A 20632-nucleotide genomic window follows, 5' to 3' on the forward strand; every position below is an offset into this window, starting at 1 on the left:
TCCCGTGCCCCACGTCCGGTCCTTCCTCGCGCCGGGCTCGTGGCCGGGGCGAGCGGGGAGGGCCGCCGCCCGACGCCCGACAGCCACCAGGCCGGGCCCGAGCTCTTTCCCGAACCCACCGTGCTTCTCGTGTCTGCGCCCCACCATCACCCACCACGGCCAAGGGCCTAGCCAGGAACGAAGGAGAGGGAAAAGGGTTGTCGGCACCGCGGGTCGGAGCTGTTCAAGGGGCCTGAATTGCACACAAACCCTGAACGTGCCGTCAGGGCTGGCGGTAGGGGACCTGGTAGAAAAACCGGTAGGGCGAGCGGTAGGGGGATTGGCCGTGCTGCCACACGCCGACCGCGGCGGCCGAAACCACACCCAGTGCGTGTCCGCAGGCGATGGAAATCGTTAAGCAGGTGTCGTCCCGGCCCTCCTTCCCCGGCCGGGACGCCCAGGACGCGGCGGAGATCACCCCGCTACGGGCGCGGGAAGTCGAACTCGCCACGCCGGTCGTCACGCACGCGTACTGGAACAGCCTCGCACGGGCCGACGTCCTCGCGGCCCGTAACGCGCTCAAGCACCACCACGAGCAGCAGAGGGCTGACGCCTCCAGCTAGCCGCAGACCGCTCCTTAAACAGCGGTCGTCGAGTCTGCCGTTTCGGTCTCGCGTCGGTATGCGGCGTTCAGCTGCTGGGCCTCTTCGAGCTGGTCCTCGAGGATGACGATGCGGCACGCGGCCTCGATCGGCATGCCCTGGTCGACAAGTTCGCGGGCGCGGGCTGCGATGCGCAGCTGGTAGCGGGAGTAGCGCCGATGGCCGCCCGCGGAGCGCAGCGGGGTGATCAGGCGGGCTTCGCCGATCGCGCGGAGGAAGCCCTGGGTGGTGCCGAGTATCTCGGCGGCCCGGCCCATCGTGTAGGCGGGGTAGTCGTCGTCGTCGAGCCGGCCGTAGGAGTCGTCTGCTGTCATTGCACCTCTCTCGTGGAACGCGTGGAGGGGCCCTGGCACCATGTGTGCCAGGGCCCCGAAGGAACTGCTACACCATCTGCCGGCCCTGATACTGCACCGGCCTACTGTTTCCGCACGAGCTCACGGGGGGTGAGAGCGTGTGCGGGGATCGCGGTTGCTCGACCGGAGACCACCTCACTATCGATGTCCTGCGGTACCCGGGCTCAGCCATTCCGCCCGGGCGATCCTGATGGCGCCTCGCTCCTCCGTTCTTTCCCTCTTGATCCAGCGCCTTCGAGGGGCGCTGTCTATTGCTGGTACTGCGCACTGCTCTGTACTACGGGTGATGCGAACTGCTTGGTGACCTGAGGAAGCGTCACTCTTCGGCAGCCAGCCCCGTCGCCCGTCCTGCGTCTGCTCTGGCTTAGAACCCCACTGCCGAACCTCCCGGTGCGCGCGCCCGCAGCCGACGCCTTCACCGAGGAACCACTCACATACCTTCACTGCTGGATACCGCTAACTGCACTAACGGGTACTGCAACTTCAACTGCGGTCCTGCTCACGGCGGCCCCTGATCACTGCGAGCCACCCGGTCCGATCGTCAGCCCCGTCGCCGACCTGCAACAACCCTGGCTTCGGAACTCCACCACCGCACCGTCCTGCACATTCCAACTACATGTACTGCTACCTGGCAGTTCGTGTCTGCCGGGCCCTGCTGATCTCGACTACAAGAGAAACCATAGCCAGACGATCACCCAATGTCTACTCCAGCCAACACAGATTTTCGTGCCCCCTGCGAGGAACAAGTCGGTCCCGAACAGGAACGGTGAAGGACCCGCCGGAAGGGTTGGCGGGCTAGGTCCAGAGCACAAGCACGACGCCCGCACCGGGCAGTAGGCGCAAGGCGTGGGGGACCCTGAAGGGACACGATGAGTGGCTCCAAGGCGGGAAGCCGGCCGAGGTCGTGTCCGTCAGCTCCGAAGATCACTCGATGATCTTTGAAGACGGACCCTAGCTGCCTCATCGGTCGAAGCTTCGTCCGACTGCCTCCGCCCGGCAGAGCACGCGAACCTCGGCCGAGTGCCGAAGCCCTCATCCTCCGTCGGTCGGCGTGGACGCCGAACCTGCATGGATCACGCCTTTCTTGGCCGCCTGCCCTGGCGGACAACACGACCGTCACGGTCCGCCCGCGGCCGACGGACGGTCGCTGCCGCGGACAGCGCCGCCCCGTCATGAGGGCGTATGCGTCCGGACGCGATCGACGGGCGACTGTCCGGCTGATATCCGGAAGGATCAGGGCGCGCGACACGGCATGGAAGTGAGCCACCGTCGAAAACCATTCGGGGTTCCGTCCCGGCCTCTCGGGAAGCCGGAGGGACGACAAGACGGATGCCTGGTGTGTGCATGCCGGGTGAAGGATCGAGAGGCGCCAACCATGACCACGGTGCTCGTACTGCACAGCGTCAGCCTGATGCGCTCCGCGCTGACGGCACTCCTTCAGACTGAACCCACGTTCGACGTGGATGCGGCGGGCTGGATATCCGCCCGTGAGAACGCAAGCGCGCTGCACCCCGATGTGTGCCTGGTCGACCTCGACTGTCCCGGCGCGACCTCCTTATTAGAGGGCGGCGCCGGGAACACGGCCGAGCGGGTGCCGGTGCCGCGCGCCGGGCTCGTCGTCTTGGCGTCGGCTGGACGACCCGGAGCGCTGCGCAGAGCGTTCGATGCCCAAGCACTGGGATTCGTGGACAAACACAGCTCCGCACAACGGTTGATCAAGGGCATCACGGAAGTGGCCGCGGGTCAGCGGTTCGTGGACGCGTCACTGGCTTGTGGGTTCCTCGAGGCTTCCCAAATGCCGCTGACCAGACGGGAACTGAGCGTGCTGGCGCGGGCCGCCGAAGGTGAGACGGTGGCGGAGATCGCCCGTCGACTCCATCTGACCAGCGGAACGGTACGGAACTACATGGCCGCGGCGACCCGCAAGGTCGGCGCCCGCAACCGCATCGACGCCATCCGCATCACGCAGGGCGCCGGCTGGGTCTGACGTCGCGGTCGCAGGCCGGGCCGACCGCTGTGACCGCACCCTTCGACGCCGTGGGGTCCTCATCACGAAGCCTGGGCAGGGGTGCCCTCACACCGCGGCCCTCCGACTCCTCCGTGCGCGCGGCGCTCCGATGCGCTTGTCGATCACGCTCCTGCCCAGCGGATTCGGAGTCGTGGTACCAACGGCCAACCAGGTCGCGGTAGAGCTCCGACTCGGCCAGAAGGGCGTCGTGCGGTGCACAAAGGGCTCGGTCGCCGTCCAGGACCAGGACTCGGTCGGCCCGCAGAGCGGAGCTGATCCGGTGGGCGACGAGCACGAGAGTGCCGGGGCGCGCGGCGAGGACACGCTCGGTCCGCTCCTCGGTCTCCGGGTCGAGGTGACAGGTGGCCTCGTCCAGCAACAACAGAGGGGCCGGGGACACATAGGCGCGCCCGAGGGCCAGTTGCTGGCACTCCCCCAACGAGAGGCGACGCGGGTCGACCCTCCCGTGCAGGCCGCCGAGCCGCCGCATCAGGTCTTCCAAACGGAGGAGGCGCGTGGCACGTTCGAGGTCGGCACGGGAGGCGTCGGGCCGAAAGTACGCGAGGTTCTCACCAACCGTCCCGCTGAAAACATACGCCCGCTGCGGCAGGAGTGCTCGGCGCAGCTGCGGATGCGCCGGTCCGTCGGGACCTGCCGCGGCTCCCGCCACCCGCACCGAACCGGCATCCGGCGTGAGCATCCCGGCGAGCAGAGATGTGAGGGTGGACTTGCCGATGCCGCTCGGCCCTACGACCACGAGGTGCTCGCCGTCCTCAAGGGTCAGGTCCAGCTCCCGCAGCACAGGGCGAGCTCCAGTGCCGTACGCGAAGGTCACGCCTCGAAGCTCGGCCGCGGGTATCCGTCCGGAGCGGCCTGACCTCGCGGGCCGCGCAGGTCGGGGGTCATCGGCAGGTATCCGTCCGGACGTATGCGCAGGAGATTCGACCAGAGGCTGGGCAGTCGGGATTGCCGGGGCAGGGTAGTCGGGTTGGCCGGTGAACCGCTCCAGCACGACCAGGAGGCGGGTGCCGGCCGTTCCGGCGGCGGTCATCAGGGCGTGCAGAGCGGGCAGGAGTGCCTGGACCAGGTAGGTCAGCGCTCCCAGCAGGGCGCCCGCGGTCAGTCCGCCCTTGAGGAGAAGGGGGGTCGCGGCGAGAAGTGCCACCAGGGGAAGTCGGCCGGCGACGCCGAGCGCGAACGATCGTACGGCCGCCCAGCGGGCCAGCCTCCGCGACAGCCGTGCCTCGACTGCGATCAGTCTGCCGACCTCGGCAGCGATCCGGGTTCTGGCTCCGCACGCCGCCACGTCGCGCAGGCCGGCGGCCACCTGCCCGGACAGCGCGGACAATGCCTCGTCGGCGTCCAAATAGGCACGCTGTGCCGCCGCCATGGAAGGAAAGGTGGACAGGAAGAGGATGAGTCCGACCAGCAGCGGCGGCAGGACGACGATCAGCAGCGCCGGGTCGAGCGAGGCCATGCCGAGCAGCGCGCCTGCCGTGGTGAAGACGAACGAGCGGGCGGTCAGGACCAGGCCGGCGAAGCTGTCGCGGGCGATCTCGGTCTGATGCGTGAGTCGGGACACGGCCGCGGTCGGGTCGGCTCGTGCCGGCTCGGCGAGCGCGGCGCGGAGCGCCTGGTCCACCGCCCGGCGCATCAGACCGTCGCGGAACGGTTCGACCAGGTCGGCCAGTCCTCTGAAGACCTGGCGGACGGCAAAGCCGCCGAGCAACGTGGCGCCGGCCGCGACGCAGAGCCAGAGCAGGCCGGTGCTGGTACGGCCGGCGAGGAAGCCGTCATCGAGCGAGCGGGCGACGCCGTAGCCGCCGAGGAATGTCTGGCCGCTCTCCAGGAGGGACCATCCGGACAGTGCGATCAGGACAGGTCGGTGTCGGCGCAGGAACCGTCGACCGTCTGGCAACACCCCTCTCAGGGAGCCACGTTCATCGTTCCTGATCCATCTCGGGTCATCCGGGGCTCGCCGTGTCGAAGGTCCGGCCTTGTGCCAGGGCGAGGAGCCGTCGGTGGCTGCAGCGAGGCGGGCGTCGTTCATCAGGCCTTCTCCCCCGCTGCCTGGTGTCCGGAGATGGCACCGGGCGGCGAACCGATGTCGGGGGCCGTTCGAGAGTTGCTTGGACGGTCGGGTCCGGCGTCCGTGGCGGTGAAGACGGCGCGGTAGTCCGGCATCCGCCACAGCACGTCGTGCGGGCCCACCCCGCGGATGCGGCCCTTCTCCAGCCAGAGGACCAGATCGGCGCCGGCCGCGGTCGACAGTCGATGGGCGACCAGCAGTCGGGTGCCGGCACGGACGTCATGGGCGAGCGCGCGCTCCACCTCCCGCTGGGTGACGGTGTCCAGGCCGGACATCGCGTCGTCCAGCACGAGCAGTCGTCCGGCGTGCGCGAACGCCCGGGCCAGCCCCAGGCGCTGGCGCTCACCTCCGGACAACGGTGCGTACGTGAGCGGGGTGTCGTATCCCTGCGGAAGACGCGTCACGAAGGTGTCCGCTCCAGCTGCACGGGCGGCGGCGCGTACGGCCGCGGGGGGCGGTGCGACGGCGCCGAACGCGATGGCGTCGGCGACCGTGGTTCCGAAGAGGGCGGGCTGTGCGAAGGCGTGAACCACCTCCGTGCGCAGGTCCTCTTCGGTGAGCCGGTCAAGCGGGACGCCGTCCAGACGCACGCAGCCCTCCTCGGGGTCGGTCAGTCGGCCCGCCACCGCGGCGAGGGCGGACTTGCCCGAACCGGAGCGGCCCACGACGGCCACCGTGGTCCCGCCGGGCACGGTGACGGTGACGTCGTGGAGGACGTGGGCGCCATCGCGCACGACACCGACACCGCGCAGCTCCAACGTCCCCGGTCCGCCTGCCGGCAGAGCCGACGGACCGTGCGCGACCGGGGACAGGAGTGCCGGTTCGACCGTGCGTCGAGCGGCCGCCCTTCCCTTCACGAGGGAACCGACCACCCCGGCCACTGCCCCGGCGCCCGCTGCCAGCGCCGCGTACCGGGAGGCGGCGACCAGGTCACCGACGCTCAGGTGTCCGGCGGCGAGCCGCAGGCCTCCCACACCGAGAACGAGACAGACGAGCAGCGGCATCAGCACTGCGCTGTGCGCGACGGCACGCCCGTAGACCCGCCACATGGCACGGCCTTCGGTGCCGAGGCGTGGCAGGTCCGCGAGCACGCGGCGTCGTTCCCGGCGTGCGGTGCCTGCGGCGACGACGGTCTGGGCTCCGCCCAGCACCTCGGCGAGCCGATCGGCGATCTCCGCCTGGACCCGCTGATACCGGCCGACCGCCACGGACGAGGAGCGGGCGAACGTCCGAAGGAGCAGCACCAGCAAAGGGACCCCCAGCAGAAAGGCCGCGGCGGTCCACACGTCGATGACGGCCAGCGCGACAAGGGCACCGAGAGGCGGGAGCAGAGCCGCCAACACTCCCGCCGAAGCGGCCGGAACGGTGCCCGCCTCGGTGGCGTTGGCGGTGAGCCGGGTGGCCAGATCCCCGGGCGCGAAGGAGGCGGTGGCGCGGTCCGGCTCCGCGCGCAGGAGCCGGTCGAGTGTCCGGGTACGCAGCCAGGCGGTGGAGCGGGCGTTGACGGTTCCGACGAGCAGGGCGTCCACGGAGTCGAGCAAGATCTCCGCAACGACGAGCGCGGCGCACGCGAGGGTCCATGGGGTGGCGCCCGGCGACTGGGAGAGGAGCAGGTCCAGAGCGTGCCCGAGGACCGCGGGTTCAGCCAGCGAGACGAGCACGGAGGTGACGGAGCAGAAGAGGATCGCGAGGCTGTGTCCGCTGCTGTGCCGGAGTGCCTGGCGCAGTACGCCGTCACTGACGGCACGGACTTCCGAGTCTTCCTCAGCGTCGCTCCCGGCGACGGACAAAGCGACCGGGAGGCCCGGGCCGGATGTCATGGCGGAGGTCTCCTCCCCGGGAACGGCTGAAATGCGTGGTGTGGAGGGCCGGCGTCGCACTCCGGTCGATGAGCTGTCTTCGTCGGGCTAACACCTCGGCGTGAGCGTCGTCGGGCCGGTGACCGGCCGGTGTGTCAGTTGCAGGTCGTGACGGACAAGCTGCTGTCGCCGCAGAGCAACAGGCTCGCGCGGCTGCCGGTGGCGACGTCGCCGGTGGCCTCTTCCTTCGGGGTCTCCATCGACTGCAGGTCGAGAAGCGTCATCGTCTTTCCTTTCAATCGGGAACTGTGAGCGGTTCGTACGTCCTGCGGGTGGTGCACTTCACGATCCCTGTACGGGACCGGCTTGTGGGTTCCGCCGGGGCGGCGAGAGGAAGGGCAGATGCACGTCTCCGCCGGAGGCGGCGCTGCCGAGGGCGAGGAGGCAACCGGCGGTGCCGGTGGCGAGGTCCATGGACAGCCGCATCATCTGCTCGCCGGGGAAGGCCAGATGGCCTTTGTAGGGGACGGCGTGCCGGGTCAGGGCGTCGATCTGTCGGCGGACGTCCCCCGGCGCGGTGCCGGGGCCGGGCGCGGTGGTCCGGCTGAGGTGCAGCACCATGCCGGCGGCGCCACGGAACAGTCCAGGTTGGGCGTAGAAGGTGGCCTGTGCGGCCTGTACGATCTCGCGACGCGCTCCTTCGAGGTCCTCGTCAGCCCGGTGGGCGAGGTAGTCGTCGAGCACCATGCCGATGCCGACGCTGCCGGCGCCCAGGTACGGCATGGTCCGCCAGCCCTCGTCGACCTGGAGCGTTCCAGAGGCGCTGCGGACACACCGGGCGAGGTCTTGCCGGAGTGCGTCGCCTGCCCGGTCGAGCAGCGTGGTATCACCGGTGCGTTCGTAGAGTCGGACGAAGAGCAGGGCCGGTCCGGACGCCCCGTACAGGAGCCCGGCGCGGGTGATGCCCGGAACGGCCTCGGCGACCAGTTCGGCGCAGCGCCAAGCCGCGTCGTGCAGGGCCGGTGTTCCGGTCGTGGTCGCGAGGGAGTCCAGGGCGAGTCCGGCGCCGGCGAGGCCCCCGTGGAGATCGGGGGCGATGCCCTCCCAGGGCCGAGCTTGCGCCGACTCGACGAGTTCCAGGGCCCGTTCGGGGTGGCCGAGGCGGTCCAGTGTCCAGGCGATGCCGGTCAGTCCGTCGTAGAAACCGATCGGTGTGCCGGACTCCGGTACCTTGGTGTGGCGCAGAAGCCACTCCTCCGCCTCGGTGTGGGGGTCCGAGCCGGTCTCGGCGAGGGCGTACAGGACACCGGCAGTGCCGTACCCGAAGGTCGCTCCGCCGCCGGTGGTGGCGAACTGGGCGATGTCGCCGGGGAAGAATCGGTCGTCGCGCTCGGGGGTGGCGGAGGCCAGTACGGCGCGGACCATCGAGTTGCGGCTGCGTGGCCAGTCGCCTGGCTCGACGGGCAGGTAGGGTCCGGCAGCGGGTCGCTTGGTGCCGCGGGTGATCTCCTCGACCGCCTCGTCCAGGAAGCTTCTGTCGACGGGGAACTGCTCGGCGGCGATGTCCGCCAGGTGTCGGGCTTTGGCCCTGTCGAGGGGAAGCAGACTGGTGAGCGGCAGGAACAGGGCGAGCTGCAGGCAGGCCAGGGCGTACCGGTCCACGTCGTGTCCTCGCCGGTCGGCGGGGGCGACGAAGCCGGGGTTGGCAACGGTCTGGCGTCGGCCCTCGTCGATGTGGGCTGCGGCCTCGAAGTCGATGAGTGTCACGGACTGTTCGTCCTCGGAGACCATGATGTTGAAGAGATGAAGGTCGTTGAAAACGACTCCGCGAGCGTGCACCGCGTGCACCGCGTCCTCGACCAGCCGGTGGATACGCAGGGCCCAGGCGGTGTATTCGGCGAGCGCCTCGGGGCCGGGGCCGGACTCGATGAGGGGGTGACGGCGCGCGAAGAAGGTGTTGAGCGGTTTGCCCTCCACGAACTCCATCGCCAGGAACTGGTGGTCTCCGACGGAGAACGTCCCCCGTACCTCCGGGGTGCAGCCGAGTCCGGAGAGCCGCTCCAGGGCTTCTTGTTCGCGGCGCAGTCGGGCAACTGCGTCGGCGCCGTCGGCGGCCAGTCCTGCGTGCGGCCGGGCCTCTTTCAGGACGACCTTCTCACCGGTGGCACGGTCGCGGCCGACGTAGACCCCGCCTCCGTTGGAGAAGTGCAGGGCGCTCTCGATGGCGTAGGGAAGTTCGCCGACGGTGAGCGCGGCCCGGGCTTCGATGTGCGGCACGAGGAAGGCCGGCGGCTCGATCCAGTCGGGTATCCGGAAGGCGGGCCCGCGCAGATCGGGGACGAGGCGTCCGTCGGGGCGCCGAACCGCGGGCCGTAGTTCCCCCTCCTCGTCGTAACAATGGCGGCGGGTGAAGCTGCCGTAGCGGAGGTGAACCGGTCCGGATCCCCAGCGTAGGTCGCTGAGAATGTAGGGCGCAGGCTCGCCGTCGAGGAGAACGGCGAGGTCTTCGGCGACGCGGTGGCACCGCCCGTCGTCGGACGGGTACACAGTGATGAATTTGCCGCTCGCAGCCCGATCCGCGTACTTGGCGTTGCGATGGTGCAGCAGATAGCGGCTGGGCACGAACTTGTAGGCGAGACGCTGCTCTTGGCAGTAGGTGGAGACCCGCGCGAGTACGGACTCGGCGTTGCCGAGGCACGCGGACACATGGATCTTCCATCCCTGCTCGGGGAGTTGGCAGTCTGCCGGCCGCAAGGCCAGCCAGTCGCCGACGCGGTGACGCTGCCAGCCCTCAGGGACCGGTGCGAGGGCCACGGCGTACTGCTCTCCCCTGCGGTCGGCTCCGCCGGTCGGACCGGTGTTCAACCGGTGCGGAGCGTCATAGAAGTGCGGGTCCGCGTCACAGAAGGCGGCGTAGCCCTTGATCACGTCCACTCCCTCGGTCCGCGGTACCGGCTCCGTGTCGGCCTGACAGGAAGAACGGTGTCATCCGGCGAAGGGGCGCCAATAGTCACACACGTCAGCAACTGACCGTGCGAAACGCATGGGTAACCCCGGCCTTGGGGAAGGGTTGCCTGCACTATCCAAGCCCAGGCCGAGGCCGCCCTGCTGGACGCGCTCACCGATCCGGCGCAACTTCGCGCCGCCACCGACAACGGCCTGTTGCACGGCTTCGCCGGGCTCGTCCACATCACCGCGCGCGCCGCCGCCCCGGCCTCCGCCGGACAGCTCCGCGCCCTTCTCACCGTGCTGGTCCGCCCGGCGTCGCCCCTGACGACGCCGCCGCCCGGCTCTTGGAGGACGCGGCGGGCGCCGGACTCCTCGACGGAGCCGCCGGAACCGCGCTGGGACTGCTCACCGGGACAGCGCGGAGCCACCCCGCACCGCCTGGGACGCCTGCCTGCTCACCGCCTGAACCCGACCCAAGGACTTCCTGATGCACCCCGACCACTGGCAGCAGCACAACATCACCTTCCGTGACCGGGACACCGGGCGGCATGCCGTCACCGAACGCCTCGCCCCCGTACTTCTGGCCGCCGAGGTTGTCTCGATGCCGATCTTCCGGGGGTTCAGGAAATCTGAAGACCTTCAGCCCACCCGCAGACCCGGAGATCCGCGCCATGGTCATCGCCGAGCTGTACCGGCACAACGTCAACGGCGAGCCCGTGTGGAAACTCCGCACCATCGGTCAGGGATGGGCAGAGGGACTCGACGGACTCGCCCGAGCCGACGGCGTAAACGTCGAATAGAGGACGTCTGAAAAGCCTGTCAGCGGGCACGTTGGCCCGTCTCTCCACGCGGAGGGGTAAACACATCGGCATGTCCGGGTCAGCGCAGAGCTTCGATGGCTTTCACGACCAGGGCGCGCGCTTCGGCCCCGTAAACGGCCATGCTGCGCAGCTCTTCGAACGCGGCCAGGTACAAGGCGATCTCACCGGGTTGCGTGATGTTGACCTGCGCGGACAGCAACTCGACGGAGACGAGAGTGTCGTCGTAGACGTGGAACAGCTCCTGCGGCCACAGGATCCGCTGCGGGGTGGCGTCGGGGATGATGCCGAGCGACACCGATGGGAGCGCACCAGCCGTGAGCAGGTAGCCGAGCTGGGCCGCCATCGTGTCCTGATCCCCGAGCTGGTAGCGCAGTACGCCCTCTTCGATGACGAGGACGAACCGGTGCCCTGGCTCGTGGATGACCTTTGACCGCTCGACGCGTGCGGCTGCGGCGCTCTCGGCGTCGTCTGGGATGTCGAGCAGGCGGGCGTTGCTGCTGAGCACGACGCGGCTGTAGCCCTCCGTCTGAAGGAGTCCCGGCACGAGGGTCGGCGAGTAGATCCTGAACAGTGCGGTGGAGCGGAACAGTTGCATGTAGCTGTCCTGGAGCTGCCGCAGGCCCATGCGGGTGCGCCGTCGCCATTCGGTGTACAGGGACTCTGCGTTGAGGGACGCGGCCACCAGGTCGTCGGCGCGTGTCTCGGCTCGGCAGGTCGCGCACCAGCGGCGGATGTCGGTCGGTGACGGCGGGGTCTTGGCATTCTCGATGCGCGACGTTTTGGCATGGTGCCAGCCGCACAGGCTGGCCAGCTCTGCGACCGTCAGGTCGGCGTCCTTGCGGATGGCGCGCAGCTGGGCGGCTACGCTTTCGCGCGCGGCCTGGGCCGAGGACGACGGTGAGAGGGGCATGAGCCGGCCTGTCTGTTGCTTGCTGTCAGTGGATCTCGTACTGGTCGTGCGGGGTGGCGCGTTCCCATACGGCATCGAAGGCGTCGGTGCACTGCTTGACGATGCCGGGCTCGGTGCGGAGTTCGAGCGGGGGATCAGCCCAGTCGCCGTCGCCGGTGAAGTGGTTGAACAGCACGCGGGCTCCGTCGAAGATCCACAGGTCGCAGCCTGGCAGCAGCAGGTCGACGGCCTGGCGGCGGGGCAGCCAGCGGACCTGTTCGCCCGCGTGCGCGTTGACGCCGGCGCCTGCGTGCTCGTACCGGATGTAGTCGGTGACCGGTTCGGAGACGACACGGGCGCGCCGGACGGTGACGCCGCGGGCGGTGGCTTGCTGGATCAGGTCAACCCACGGCGCCCAGTAGGCGGAGCCGGGGTCGGCGTCGCGCCGGCCTGTCTCCTTCCACTGCTGGTAGTCGTCCGCCTCGTCGCCGACACCGTAGGAGTCGCGCATCTCCAGGTGCACGGCGGAGTGTTGGGCGGCTTCGAGGAGATCGTTAAAGCGCAGCTCGTTCTGCGGCATCGCAGGCCTCCCTCAGCAGCGGGACGAGGTGGACGGGGATTCGGATGACGGTCTCATGGTCGGGGATGCCCTTGTCGTGTCCGGGCGCGGTGTTCTCCTGGCACAGGTCTCGGGTCTTGGCATCCGCGGTGTAGCTCTGGAGCACGACGTCGGCGGTCTCGGTGTCGACCCACGCGGTGGGCGACCCGCTCTGTCCCGTCTCCGGGTCGATGCCGATGAACAGTAAGGCCATTGCTTTCCTCCCCTGATGGTGCGTGCACTGATGTGCACCAACGTCACCCGTGCGAGCCGCTGGGTCAAGGCCGCAAACCAGCCTTATCCCCTGGCTGATCATTCAGGCGCACAACGGTGCACAAGCCTGGCAGCGGTACACATCACGTCTCTAGCGTCAGGAGGCACAACAACGCCCAGCGACCGCGCGAACGGTCCCGGGGACGGCCGACTGGTTGGAGTCGACATGCCGCAGCCTACGCACACCGCGAGCACCACCGACAGTCCGCAGCATCACCGCTGGTGCCATTGGCACAAAGGCCCGTCGGAGACCGCGATCCTGGTGGACGCGATCGAGCGCAACAGCGCCCCGCCCATCGCCCTGTACGCGTGCGCGCCCTGCCGGGAACAGCGTGGTCTGGTTCCGTTCACCGACCGGCCATGATCTGGACGCCGAAGCCGCCACCCGCGCGCGGATTGAACGCGGCTCAGTACTCGGGACACGCCTGCTGCTGGTGCAACACCCGGCTCACGCGCGGCGCCCGGTCAGCCGGTCGCGCCGCCGGGATGAGTGGCGCCCACGACCTGAGCATCGAGGTGTACGAGTGCGGGCCCGACTGCCCGGGACGCTCGGGGCCCGGAGGTGGTGACGCGGCGCCGGGCGATGGACGCGGCGCTGGTCATCTCGGACAGGAGCGTCTCGAAGCGCAGGTGGACGGCGGCGTCCGCGCGGCCGAGCGCGGTGTCGGGTCTGGGCTCGGTGTCGGCGAGCTTGGACTCCCACTTGGAGACGGTCGCGACCGCCAGGCCGAGGTCCTGGGCGAAGGCCCGCACGCTCAGTCGCAGGACAAACCGCAGGGCCTTGGCCTCCAGGCCGGTCCAGTGGTGCACGGTCGCCACGCGTCTCTCCCTTCCACCGGTCATCGAAGCACGGTCCGTGCAGTCGGCGGGACGGAAGTGGAACGGAAGTAGAACAGGCGGTGATTGGGCGGGAGTTGGGCAGCGGCCACGCTCAAGGGGTCATCACTTGTCGAGCCTTTTTGGACGGTCTTGAGCATGGAACCCCTCACGGAGCATCGCCCGGTCAGCGGCCCGGTTGTTTACGGATTCCTGCGGCTGGTGAAGGTGCCTACGGCCCGGCAGGCGGCACTGACCGTCTCGCTCGCCGAGTACTGCCGCAGCCACGAACTGCAGCTGTCCGGCGTCTTCACCGACCGTGACGTGAGTCCCGGACCCGACTCCGCGGCGTTCACCGGGCTGCTGAACGTGCTGGCCCTGCCGAACATCTATGGCGTGATCGCCCCGGCCATGTCGCATATAGGGCCGAAGGCCATAGCCGCTGAGCGCGGGCGCCGGATCGAGGCGGCCGGCTCCCGGCTGCTGCTGGTCCGCCGACCCCGCACCGCACACCCGCCCATCTCCCACAGCGGCCCCGTCCGCCGCCGCAGCCCGGGAACCACCCGCGTCCTGGACGCCGAATCATGAGGGCGACGATGACCGAAACGATCCAGCGGTTCTTCGACGCCCGGCTCGAATCCATCGGCCAGGCACGGAAGTTCACCACGGACGCCCTGGCCGCGTGGGGCTTTCAGGCCCGCGCCGAGGACATCCGGCTCTGTGTCTCCGAGCTCGCCACCAATGCCCTGGTCCACGGCACCGTCGCCGACCACGGCTTCCTGGTCAAGCTGGATGCCAATAAAGAAGTCGTACGCCTGGAAGTGCACGACAGCCGCCGCCGGCAACCCGAGGCCCGCCAGGCCGCCGACACGGACATCTCCGGACGCGGCCTGACGCTGGTGAGCGTGCTCGCCGACGGCTGGGGAGTTCAGGACCGCACCCCGTTCGGAAAGATCGTCTGGTCCTGCTTCAAGGTCACGGGAGGGACGGCGTCATGACCGTCATCCTCACCCCACCGGCGCCGGAACTGCGACTGCTGGCCTCGCTCGCGTCCTGGACCTGGCCGGGCACCGGCCCGAACGGCCGCGAGGTCGCGCACATCCTGATCACCCACGCCCAGGCCCTGACCGGCGACACCGTCGAGGCCCGCCTGAGGCGGCTGTCGGACAGCCTCGGTTCCCTGGCCGGCCCCCGGGAGGTCGTCCCGGAGCTCAACCGGTGTCTGCAGATCGTCGACGACCAGGTGCTGGTGCACTTCCCCGGCGCCTCCCGCAAGCGGCGGCTGCCCACCCAGAGGTCCTGGACCAAGCTGGTCGCCCGCAACCTGCTCGGCCTGGACCCGCTGCCGCAGACCGCCGACACCGCCCGCGTCGACGCCTACCTGAACGCCGCGCTCGCAGCCGAGCGACTGCTGTTCGGACGCGCCCGCACCCGCTGACCCCTGGGAACTTCCCGCACGGCCCCGGACGGAACGGATGAGAGGGAACTGCCATGGAAACCTTCGAACGCGCCCGGCTGGAAGCCTACTTCGCCCGGATCGCCACCCAGTTCACCCCGGATGAGCAGACCGCCTCGTTCCTGATCACGCACCTGCTGCCGGAGCGACCCGCGTTCGTCCAGGCCGTCGCCGCGATGACCCGTCTCACTGCGGTGCTGCCCAAGCCGAAGTCCATCCACCCGGACGCGAAGCGCGAGGTCGAGCAGACCGTCCCCGTCGACACCCTTACCCGCGACCTGTTCACCGAGGCCGACGACGCCCTGGACTACCTCGAATCCCGGGCCGCAGGCGAGACGATCTGTCTCCTTGACGTCGGCGGCTACTTCGCCCACACCCTCGCCGAGGTCCACAGCCGGTTCACCGGACGGATCGCCGGGGTGATCGAGGACACCGAGAACGGGCACCGCCGTTACGAAGACCTCGACAAACTGCCCTGCCCCGTCATCTCCGTCGCCCGGTCCCCGCTGAAAGACCCCGAGGACTTCCTCGTCGGCCAGTCCGTGGTCTTCTCCACCGAGGCTGTCATGCGCGGCCGCGGCGACATCCTCCACGGCCGCCCCGCCCTCGTGATCGGCTTCGGCAAGCTCGGCTCCTCCATCGCCCGCCTCCTGCAGGCCAAGGGAGTCCAGGTAACCGTCTTCGACCTCGACCCCGTCCGCCGCACCCAGGCCCTGTCCCAGGGCTTCACCGTCGCCCGTGACCGCGAGACCGCCCTGACCGGCGCCGGGCTGGTGCTCTGTGCGACCGGCGCGATATCCCTGCGCGGCGAGGACTTCTCCCACCTGCGCAACGGCGCCTACGTCGCCACCGTCACCTCCAGCGAGGACGAACTCGACCTCGCCGGACTCCCGGACGTCTACACCCGCACCGTCGTCGGCGACCACGTCACCCGCTACCGGACGACCGGCCACTACTTCTATCTGGTGAACGGCGGCAACGCCGTCAACTTCATCCACGGCGCCAGCGTTGGGCCGTTCATCTTCCTGGTCCAGGCCGAGATCCTCGCCGCGATCAGGATGCTCACCCGCGGCGACCTCGCCCCCGGCATCCATGAGGTCCCCGTACCCAACCGCGAAGCCATCGCGACAACCTGGCTCTCCTACTTCAACAGGTGATCACCATGCCCATCACGGCAGGCCACATCCGCACCACCATCGCCGCCTACCTCGACCAGTACCCCGAGGACAAGCGCGAACTCGGCGTCGTCCTCGGCCTGATCGACGACGGCGACGACCTCACCGGCCGCAAAACCCTGCCCGGCCACGTCACCGCCGGCGCGATCCTCGTCGGCCACGACGGCCGCGTCCTACACATTCTCCACAACGTGACCCAGAAGTGGCTCTTGCCTGGGGGACACCTGGAGCCCTCAGACAACACGCTCCTGCAGGCCGCCAGCCGCGAACTCGCCGAGGAGACCGGTATCCCACTCCACGTCGTCACCCCGCACGGCGAGACCCCGCTGCACATCGACATCCACCCCATCGACGCCAACCCTGCCAAGGGCGAACCGGCCCACCAGCACTTCGACTTCCGCTTCCTGTTCCGCACCATCGCCGACATCGGCGAACTGCAGACCGAAGAGGTCTCCGACGCTGCCTGGCGAACGGTCGGCGCTCTTCACGATGAGAAGTTGAGGCAGCGCGTCGCTCAAGCACTGAGCTGACGGCAAGACCGGCCGCCCCCAGCTCCTCCCTCCCGACGCGCGTGGGGCGGCCCCTCAGGCCATCCGGAGTAACCTTCGTCACCTGACACGGTGACCTCTGCCATGGAAAGCGACACGATGGACGTGGCTCAGCCGCAGACCGACGACCAGCCAAAGCCCTGCCGCCTGCCCTCGCATCCATGACTCTGCTGGTCACCGCCGTCATCGTCCACGACAAGGCCGCCAACCGGATCGTCCTCCTCCAGCGCAGCCAGAACGCCAAGTTCGCCCAGGGCATGTGGGACCTGCCGGTCGGCAAAAGCGAGCCCGGCGAGCCCATCACCGACACCGCCGTACGCGAGCTGTACGAGGAGACCGGCCTGACCGTGAAGCCGGAGTCACTCAAGGTCGCCCACATCATCCACGGCGCCTGGGGCGTGGAGGCCCCCAACGGCTTCCTCACCGTCGTCTTCACCGCCGACAAGTGGACCGGCGAACCCGAAAACCGCGAACCGCGCAAGCACGCCCAGGTCCGCTGGGTCGATGCCGACGCCATCCCCACGGAGTTCGTGGACACCACCGCCAGTGCCCTCCACCGATACCTGGCAGGTGGTCCGGAAGTCTCCCTCGACGGCTGGCGATAGGAACGCCGACACCCCCTCATGAACCGACTGTCGCCGACGGTCCATCGGAAAGTACACCGAGACTGCCAAGGCTCCGAAGCGTTCCCGAAGCCATCTGGATGCCAGCTGGCGGTCTGCTGATCATGGATCATGTCTGACTTGAACCGGCATGGCGAGGACACGACCTGGACGGCCCGCCGGGCAAGCTGCCGGAGCTCGGAGCGCGCCACCAGCACCCCCGAGGGCAGGGTCTCTCGTTAGGGGTGCCACCACGCCGCGACCGTGACGGTCCGAACCGCTCCGCGGCGGCACCGGGCGGGCGAAGCTCCTTCGCGCAACGGGGGCAGTCCTAGCGGAGTTCCGTGGTCGTTCACGCCGGTTCGCAGCCAGACAGTTTCCGGACTGCAGGTTCTCCCAGGTCCACCATGGGGACGCCCTTGAGGCGTGTCACCTTCATCTGTTTTTGGACCGACAGCCCCCCATCAACGCGCTGCCATCTGATGCCGGCCCGGTCGGTGAACGAGAGCTTCTCAACGAACAGGGCAGTGGCCGGCGTGGAGTTGTAGTCGGGCAACGGGTCGCCGTTCAGCGCATGGAACTTGGCTTCGTCGTAGACGAGTTCTGTGCAGGGGCCGAGGTCTCCGTCCATCGTGACAGCCCACATGACCGGGGAAGTAACCTTGTCCACCACCACGAGCCGCGTTTCGAATATCACCGAGTACACAGGGTCCCGAGACCGGTTCATGATGTGCAGGCGCCGTTTCCCATGGGCCTCACCTTGTTCCGTCCAAGATGACACAAGCCGTGCCTGTTCCTGAACTTCATGCTCCGCGTCGTCGCGTGACTGGCTGAGCTGGTCCTTCGCCGTCTCCTGACTCCAGTACGTAGCAACGGCCTGAGCCCACAGCCCTCCGATCGCCGCAACCGCCGCAAGCGCTGTGCCACCCACTGTGACCACGTGCGCCCACTTCACCCGACGTAGGCGATTCCCGAGTCTCCGCAACCGGGATGCTTCCGGAGCAGGATCGGGCTCAGGATCAGGCGCACAGGGCGCTGGAACTCGCGCCCGGATCCCGTGGATCGCGGCTCGCCGGCGTGCCAGGCGTATCCGCTCTCTCCGCTGCGCCTGATCGCTCACCGACCCCCCTCGTTCAACGCCGTACACGCTCGCACAACTCACCATGGCAGGTCGCACACTTACTGATCTTCTCTCCCGTAAAGTCGCCGCTCGGAAACGAATACCCTGGCGACGACTTCGGCCGTCCCGCGCCCCGAGATGCCTCGGTGAGGCCTTCGTTTGGGCCCTCTCGCTTGGCCACCCTGGACAGTCCGTCCCGCTCCTGCAATGGGTCGGCTGTCGGCGACCCTCCCCCTGCGGGTTCGTCAGCAGGTCAGGTGCCGAATGGTCGGGGAGATCCACTGAGCCCGCGCGAGGTCACGCCTGAGCAAGGGGTGGTCGGCTTTGACCCGCGCCATCGGCCGAGGCGAGGGCATTCGCGCTTCTCGTGGCAGGTCTGCGCAACGCGGCTTCGGCTGCTCGGGGAACGCCCGGAATGTCCTCCTGGACGACGGGCAGCAGCACCGGCAGGGGCCGCGATGAGAGGGATGGCCACTCGCTGCCCGGGCCGGTGCCACACTGTGTCCCCAAGCGAGAGGGGTGGGCCGTGGGATTCGGGTTTCGTGTTGGTGTTCCGGGCATGAGCGTGCGTGTCTCGACACGTGGGGTAAGGACCTCCGTCGGGCCGCGGGCGGCGAGGATCAGTGTGGGCAGCGGCGGTGCCCGGATGTCGACGGGACTCGGCCCCTTCTACGCCTCGAGTTCCCTCCGAGGCAGCCGGCGGACCACGACCAGCACCCGCCGGACCACGCAGTCCCGGTCAGTCGCCCCTTCCGCCGCGCAGCTGGAGCGCGCTCGCCGGCAGGCAGAGAGGGCGCAGCAGGAGGCTGATCGGGATGCGGCCATCGCGCAGTTGCGGGAGTTGAGGCGGCAGATGACCGGCGTCCATCTGCAGTCCTTTCCCCGCGCGCATCCGCCGGTGATCGGGGATGCTCCGCAGCTGGGTCTGCCCTGGGCGCTGGCCGAGGCGCAGGCGTTTCACTTGCAGGGTGTGGGGTGGTTGGCCCGTGCGGAGCGGGCCAGCGCCAAACAGCGGGCGGAGCTCGATGCTCCCGCGTATCTGGCGGCCGAGTCGGCACGCCTGAGCATGGTGCGTGAACAGTTGACAGGTGACGCCGGGCACTGGTGGCAGGCGCTGCTCGCCAACGACGAGGACACCGTTTGCGAAGCGGTGAATGCCGCGTTCTCGGACAACCCTGCGGCCGGTTGTGCGCTCGGAGTGGACGGTTCGGTCCTGTCCGTTCTGATGCGTCACCAGGACTTGGACTCGATGCCGACGCAGACCCCCGGGCTCACCTCGAGTGGTCGCCCGACTCTGAAGAATTTGACGAAACGCGACCGGCTTCTGTGGTGGTTGACCGCCCTGGGTTCCAACGTGGTCGCCACCCTCAAGGAGGGCTTCGCCACCGCACCTGGTATCACCGCCATCGACCTGGCCGTGTTGACCCGCCTGCCCGACACCCAGCGGCTCGGATTCGTCGCCTACGGCCGGTGGACCCGCGAGGCGATCGAGACCACCCCATGGCGCGAGCCCGAGGACGCGCTGCGTTTCCTGGACATCGGACAGGACGTCGCCTGCTCGGTCACCACCACCGCCTCCGGCAACCTCTCCAGCACGTTCAAGCCACTGGACACCGCCCGCGTCCCGGGCCTGCAAGAACTCCTGGACCACGCGCACGACGAACCGGAGTCCGGCGAGCCCTCCCTCGCCGGCCTCGACAGCACTCTGAGCGGCAACACCCCACCCGACGACCGGGCAGTGACCGCCGACCCGTACCGGATCAGGCCGTTTGCCGAATGGAAGCACAGCCACCTGGCCGAGCCGCCGCCCGCTCCCCCGCTGCCGCCCGCCGCGGTGTCTCCCCTCGTGGCCGGGCAGACGCTCGCTCTGCCCGAAGAAGCCTGGCAGGGGCTGAACATCACCTTCACCTTCGCCGGTGCGGACGCGGACCTCACCCTCTTCCTCACCGGCACCGACGGCAGGGTGGCCGGTGACGAGGACTTCGTCTTCTACAACCAGCCCTCCACCGCCGACGGCGCCGCACGACTCCTGGGCAAGCACGTGCAAGGCACGCACAGCGTCGAACGCGCCGTCGTCCATCTGTCCGCCCTGCCCGACCGGGTGCGGCGTGTCGCCGTCGCCATCAACATGGACGTCGACACCGGCCTGACCTGCGGATCACTCACCCACGCGGCCCTGTCCATGGAATGCGTGAACGGCACCGGATGGAGCTTCAGCCCACCTGCGGACCCGGACATCCGGGCCATGGTCATCGCCGAGCTGTACCGGCACAACATCAACGGCGAGCTCGTGTGGAAACTCCGCGCCATTGGCCAGGGCTGGGCAGAGGGACTCGACGGACTCGCCCGAGCCCACGGCGTCAACGTCGAATAGCGGCTGTGGCGGGCAAGCTACCGCGTGCGGTGCCCCGCCCGGCCCGTCTCGGATGCGCTCCTGGCAAGCTCAGCAGTCACGGCCGCTGGCAGGGGCGGCATCGCAGTGAATCCCGGTAGCA

20 protein-coding genes and 2 pseudogenes are annotated in these 20632 nt (G+C 69.0%); 11 read left to right on the top strand and 11 right to left on the bottom strand.

The window, feature by feature from the left end; all coding sequences use genetic code 11:
- Window positions 1-401: 401 nt before the first annotated feature.
- Window positions 402-602 (top strand): hypothetical protein, encoded by a 201-nt coding sequence (locus OG780_RS00120; protein WP_328443373.1) that lies wholly within the window; start codon window positions 402-404, stop codon window positions 600-602.
- A 14-nt stretch (window positions 603-616) separates the two neighbouring features.
- On the opposite strand, the gene OG780_RS00125 is transcribed toward OG780_RS00120, so the two are convergent.
- A complete protein-coding gene (locus tag OG780_RS00125) occupies window positions 617-955 on the bottom strand; it encodes a MerR family transcriptional regulator (RefSeq protein WP_328443375.1) in 339 nt (112 codons plus the stop codon).
- A 1414-nt stretch (window positions 956-2369) separates the two neighbouring features.
- On the opposite strand from OG780_RS00125, the gene OG780_RS00130 reads away from it, so the two are divergent.
- Complete coding sequence (locus OG780_RS00130) at window positions 2370-2981, top strand: response regulator transcription factor (RefSeq protein ID WP_328443377.1); 612 nt, start codon at window positions 2370-2372, stop codon at window positions 2979-2981.
- Here the strand turns inward: OG780_RS00130 and OG780_RS00135 are convergent.
- The 4 genes from OG780_RS00135 to lanKC all read right to left on the bottom strand — a co-directional run bounded on the left by OG780_RS00135 (window position 2956) and on the right by lanKC (window position 9818).
- Window positions 2956-4923, bottom strand: coding sequence for an ABC transporter ATP-binding protein (locus OG780_RS00135; RefSeq protein ID WP_328443379.1), 1968 nt, complete (start codon window positions 4921-4923; stop codon window positions 2956-2958). The genes OG780_RS00130 and OG780_RS00135 overlap by 26 nt on opposite strands.
- A gap of 128 nt (window positions 4924-5051) precedes the next feature.
- Complete coding sequence (locus OG780_RS00140; RefSeq protein ID WP_328443381.1) at window positions 5052-6911, bottom strand: ABC transporter ATP-binding protein; 1860 nt, start codon at window positions 6909-6911, stop codon at window positions 5052-5054.
- 134 nt (window positions 6912-7045) lie between these two features.
- Complete coding sequence (ramS, locus tag OG780_RS00145; RefSeq protein ID WP_058940762.1) at window positions 7046-7174, bottom strand: mycelium formation morphogenetic lantipeptide SapB; 129 nt, start codon at window positions 7172-7174, stop codon at window positions 7046-7048.
- Window positions 7175-7232: 58 nt separating this feature from the next.
- Complete coding sequence (gene lanKC, locus OG780_RS00150) at window positions 7233-9818, bottom strand: class III lanthionine synthetase LanKC (RefSeq protein WP_328443382.1); 2586 nt, start codon at window positions 9816-9818, stop codon at window positions 7233-7235.
- 692 nt (window positions 9819-10510) lie between these two features.
- Between lanKC and OG780_RS00155 the strand changes: the two genes are divergently transcribed.
- A complete protein-coding gene (locus OG780_RS00155; protein ID WP_328443383.1) occupies window positions 10511-10639 on the top strand; it encodes a TerD family protein in 129 nt (42 codons plus the stop codon).
- A gap of 79 nt (window positions 10640-10718) precedes the next feature.
- On the opposite strand, the gene OG780_RS00160 is transcribed toward OG780_RS00155, so the two are convergent.
- The 3 genes from OG780_RS00160 to OG780_RS00170 are packed head-to-tail and all read right to left on the bottom strand — an operon-like array spanning window position 10719 to window position 12361.
- Window positions 10719-11570, bottom strand: coding sequence for a helix-turn-helix domain-containing protein (locus OG780_RS00160; RefSeq protein WP_328443384.1), 852 nt, complete (start codon window positions 11568-11570; stop codon window positions 10719-10721).
- A 25-nt stretch (window positions 11571-11595) separates the two neighbouring features.
- Entirely contained in the window at window positions 11596-12129 is a 534-nt protein-coding gene (locus tag OG780_RS00165) for a DUF6879 family protein (RefSeq protein WP_328443385.1), read from the bottom strand.
- Window positions 12104-12361 carry a hypothetical protein gene (locus tag OG780_RS00170; protein ID WP_328443387.1) on the bottom strand — a complete coding sequence of 86 codons (258 nt, stop codon included), beginning with the start codon at window positions 12359-12361 and terminating at the stop codon, window positions 12104-12106. The genes OG780_RS00165 and OG780_RS00170 overlap by 26 nt, the downstream gene beginning before the upstream one ends.
- A gap of 225 nt (window positions 12362-12586) precedes the next feature.
- On the opposite strand from OG780_RS00170, the gene OG780_RS00175 reads away from it, so the two are divergent.
- The gene (locus OG780_RS00175) at window positions 12587-12784 is read left to right on the top strand and encodes a hypothetical protein (protein WP_328443389.1); all 198 of its coding nucleotides are present in this window, start codon (window positions 12587-12589) and stop codon (window positions 12782-12784) included.
- A gap of 182 nt (window positions 12785-12966) precedes the next feature.
- Here OG780_RS00175 and OG780_RS00180 read toward each other — a convergent pair.
- Window positions 12967-13239, bottom strand: a pseudogene (locus tag OG780_RS00180) (hypothetical protein); the annotation flags it as partial.
- A 156-nt stretch (window positions 13240-13395) separates the two neighbouring features.
- Here OG780_RS00180 and OG780_RS00185 point away from each other — a divergent pair.
- The 6 genes and pseudogenes from OG780_RS00185 to OG780_RS00210 all read left to right on the top strand — a co-directional run bounded on the left by OG780_RS00185 (window position 13396) and on the right by OG780_RS00210 (window position 17020).
- Complete coding sequence (locus OG780_RS00185; RefSeq protein ID WP_328443391.1) at window positions 13396-13824, top strand: hypothetical protein; 429 nt, start codon at window positions 13396-13398, stop codon at window positions 13822-13824.
- Between the two features lie 8 nt (window positions 13825-13832).
- Window positions 13833-14234, top strand: coding sequence for an ATP-binding protein (locus OG780_RS00190; protein WP_328443393.1), 402 nt, complete (start codon window positions 13833-13835; stop codon window positions 14232-14234).
- The gene (locus OG780_RS00195) at window positions 14231-14674 is read left to right on the top strand and encodes a hypothetical protein (RefSeq protein WP_328443395.1); all 444 of its coding nucleotides are present in this window, start codon (window positions 14231-14233) and stop codon (window positions 14672-14674) included. Before OG780_RS00190 ends, OG780_RS00195 begins: the two co-directional genes overlap by 4 nt.
- Window positions 14675-14727: 53 nt before the next feature.
- Window positions 14728-15849: an adenosylhomocysteinase gene (locus OG780_RS00200; protein WP_328443397.1), complete on the top strand. Its 1122-nt coding sequence runs from the start codon at window positions 14728-14730 to the stop codon at window positions 15847-15849.
- 5 nt (window positions 15850-15854) lie between these two features.
- Complete coding sequence (locus tag OG780_RS00205; RefSeq protein WP_328443399.1) at window positions 15855-16397, top strand: NUDIX hydrolase; 543 nt, start codon at window positions 15855-15857, stop codon at window positions 16395-16397.
- A 123-nt stretch (window positions 16398-16520) separates the two neighbouring features.
- Window positions 16521-17020 (top strand): annotated as a pseudogene (locus OG780_RS00210) (NUDIX domain-containing protein).
- A 349-nt stretch (window positions 17021-17369) separates the two neighbouring features.
- Here the strand turns inward: OG780_RS00210 and OG780_RS00215 are convergent.
- A complete protein-coding gene (locus OG780_RS00215) occupies window positions 17370-17972 on the bottom strand; it encodes a hypothetical protein (protein WP_328443402.1) in 603 nt (200 codons plus the stop codon).
- Window positions 17973-18876: 904 nt separating this feature from the next.
- Window positions 18877-19005, bottom strand: a complete 129-nt coding sequence (locus tag OG780_RS00220; protein ID WP_328443403.1) for a hypothetical protein — start codon at window positions 19003-19005, stop codon at window positions 18877-18879.
- Between OG780_RS00220 and OG780_RS00225 the strand changes: the two genes are divergently transcribed.
- Window positions 18991-20511 carry a TerD family protein gene (locus OG780_RS00225; protein WP_328443405.1) on the top strand — a complete coding sequence of 507 codons (1521 nt, stop codon included), beginning with the start codon at window positions 18991-18993 and terminating at the stop codon, window positions 20509-20511. The genes OG780_RS00220 and OG780_RS00225 overlap by 15 nt on opposite strands.
- The last annotated feature ends 121 nt before the right edge of the window (window positions 20512-20632 follow it).

Origin of the sequence: Streptomyces sp. NBC_00386, assembly GCF_036063235.1 — a bacterium.
Lineage (GTDB): Bacteria > Actinomycetota > Actinomycetes > Streptomycetales > Streptomycetaceae > Streptomyces.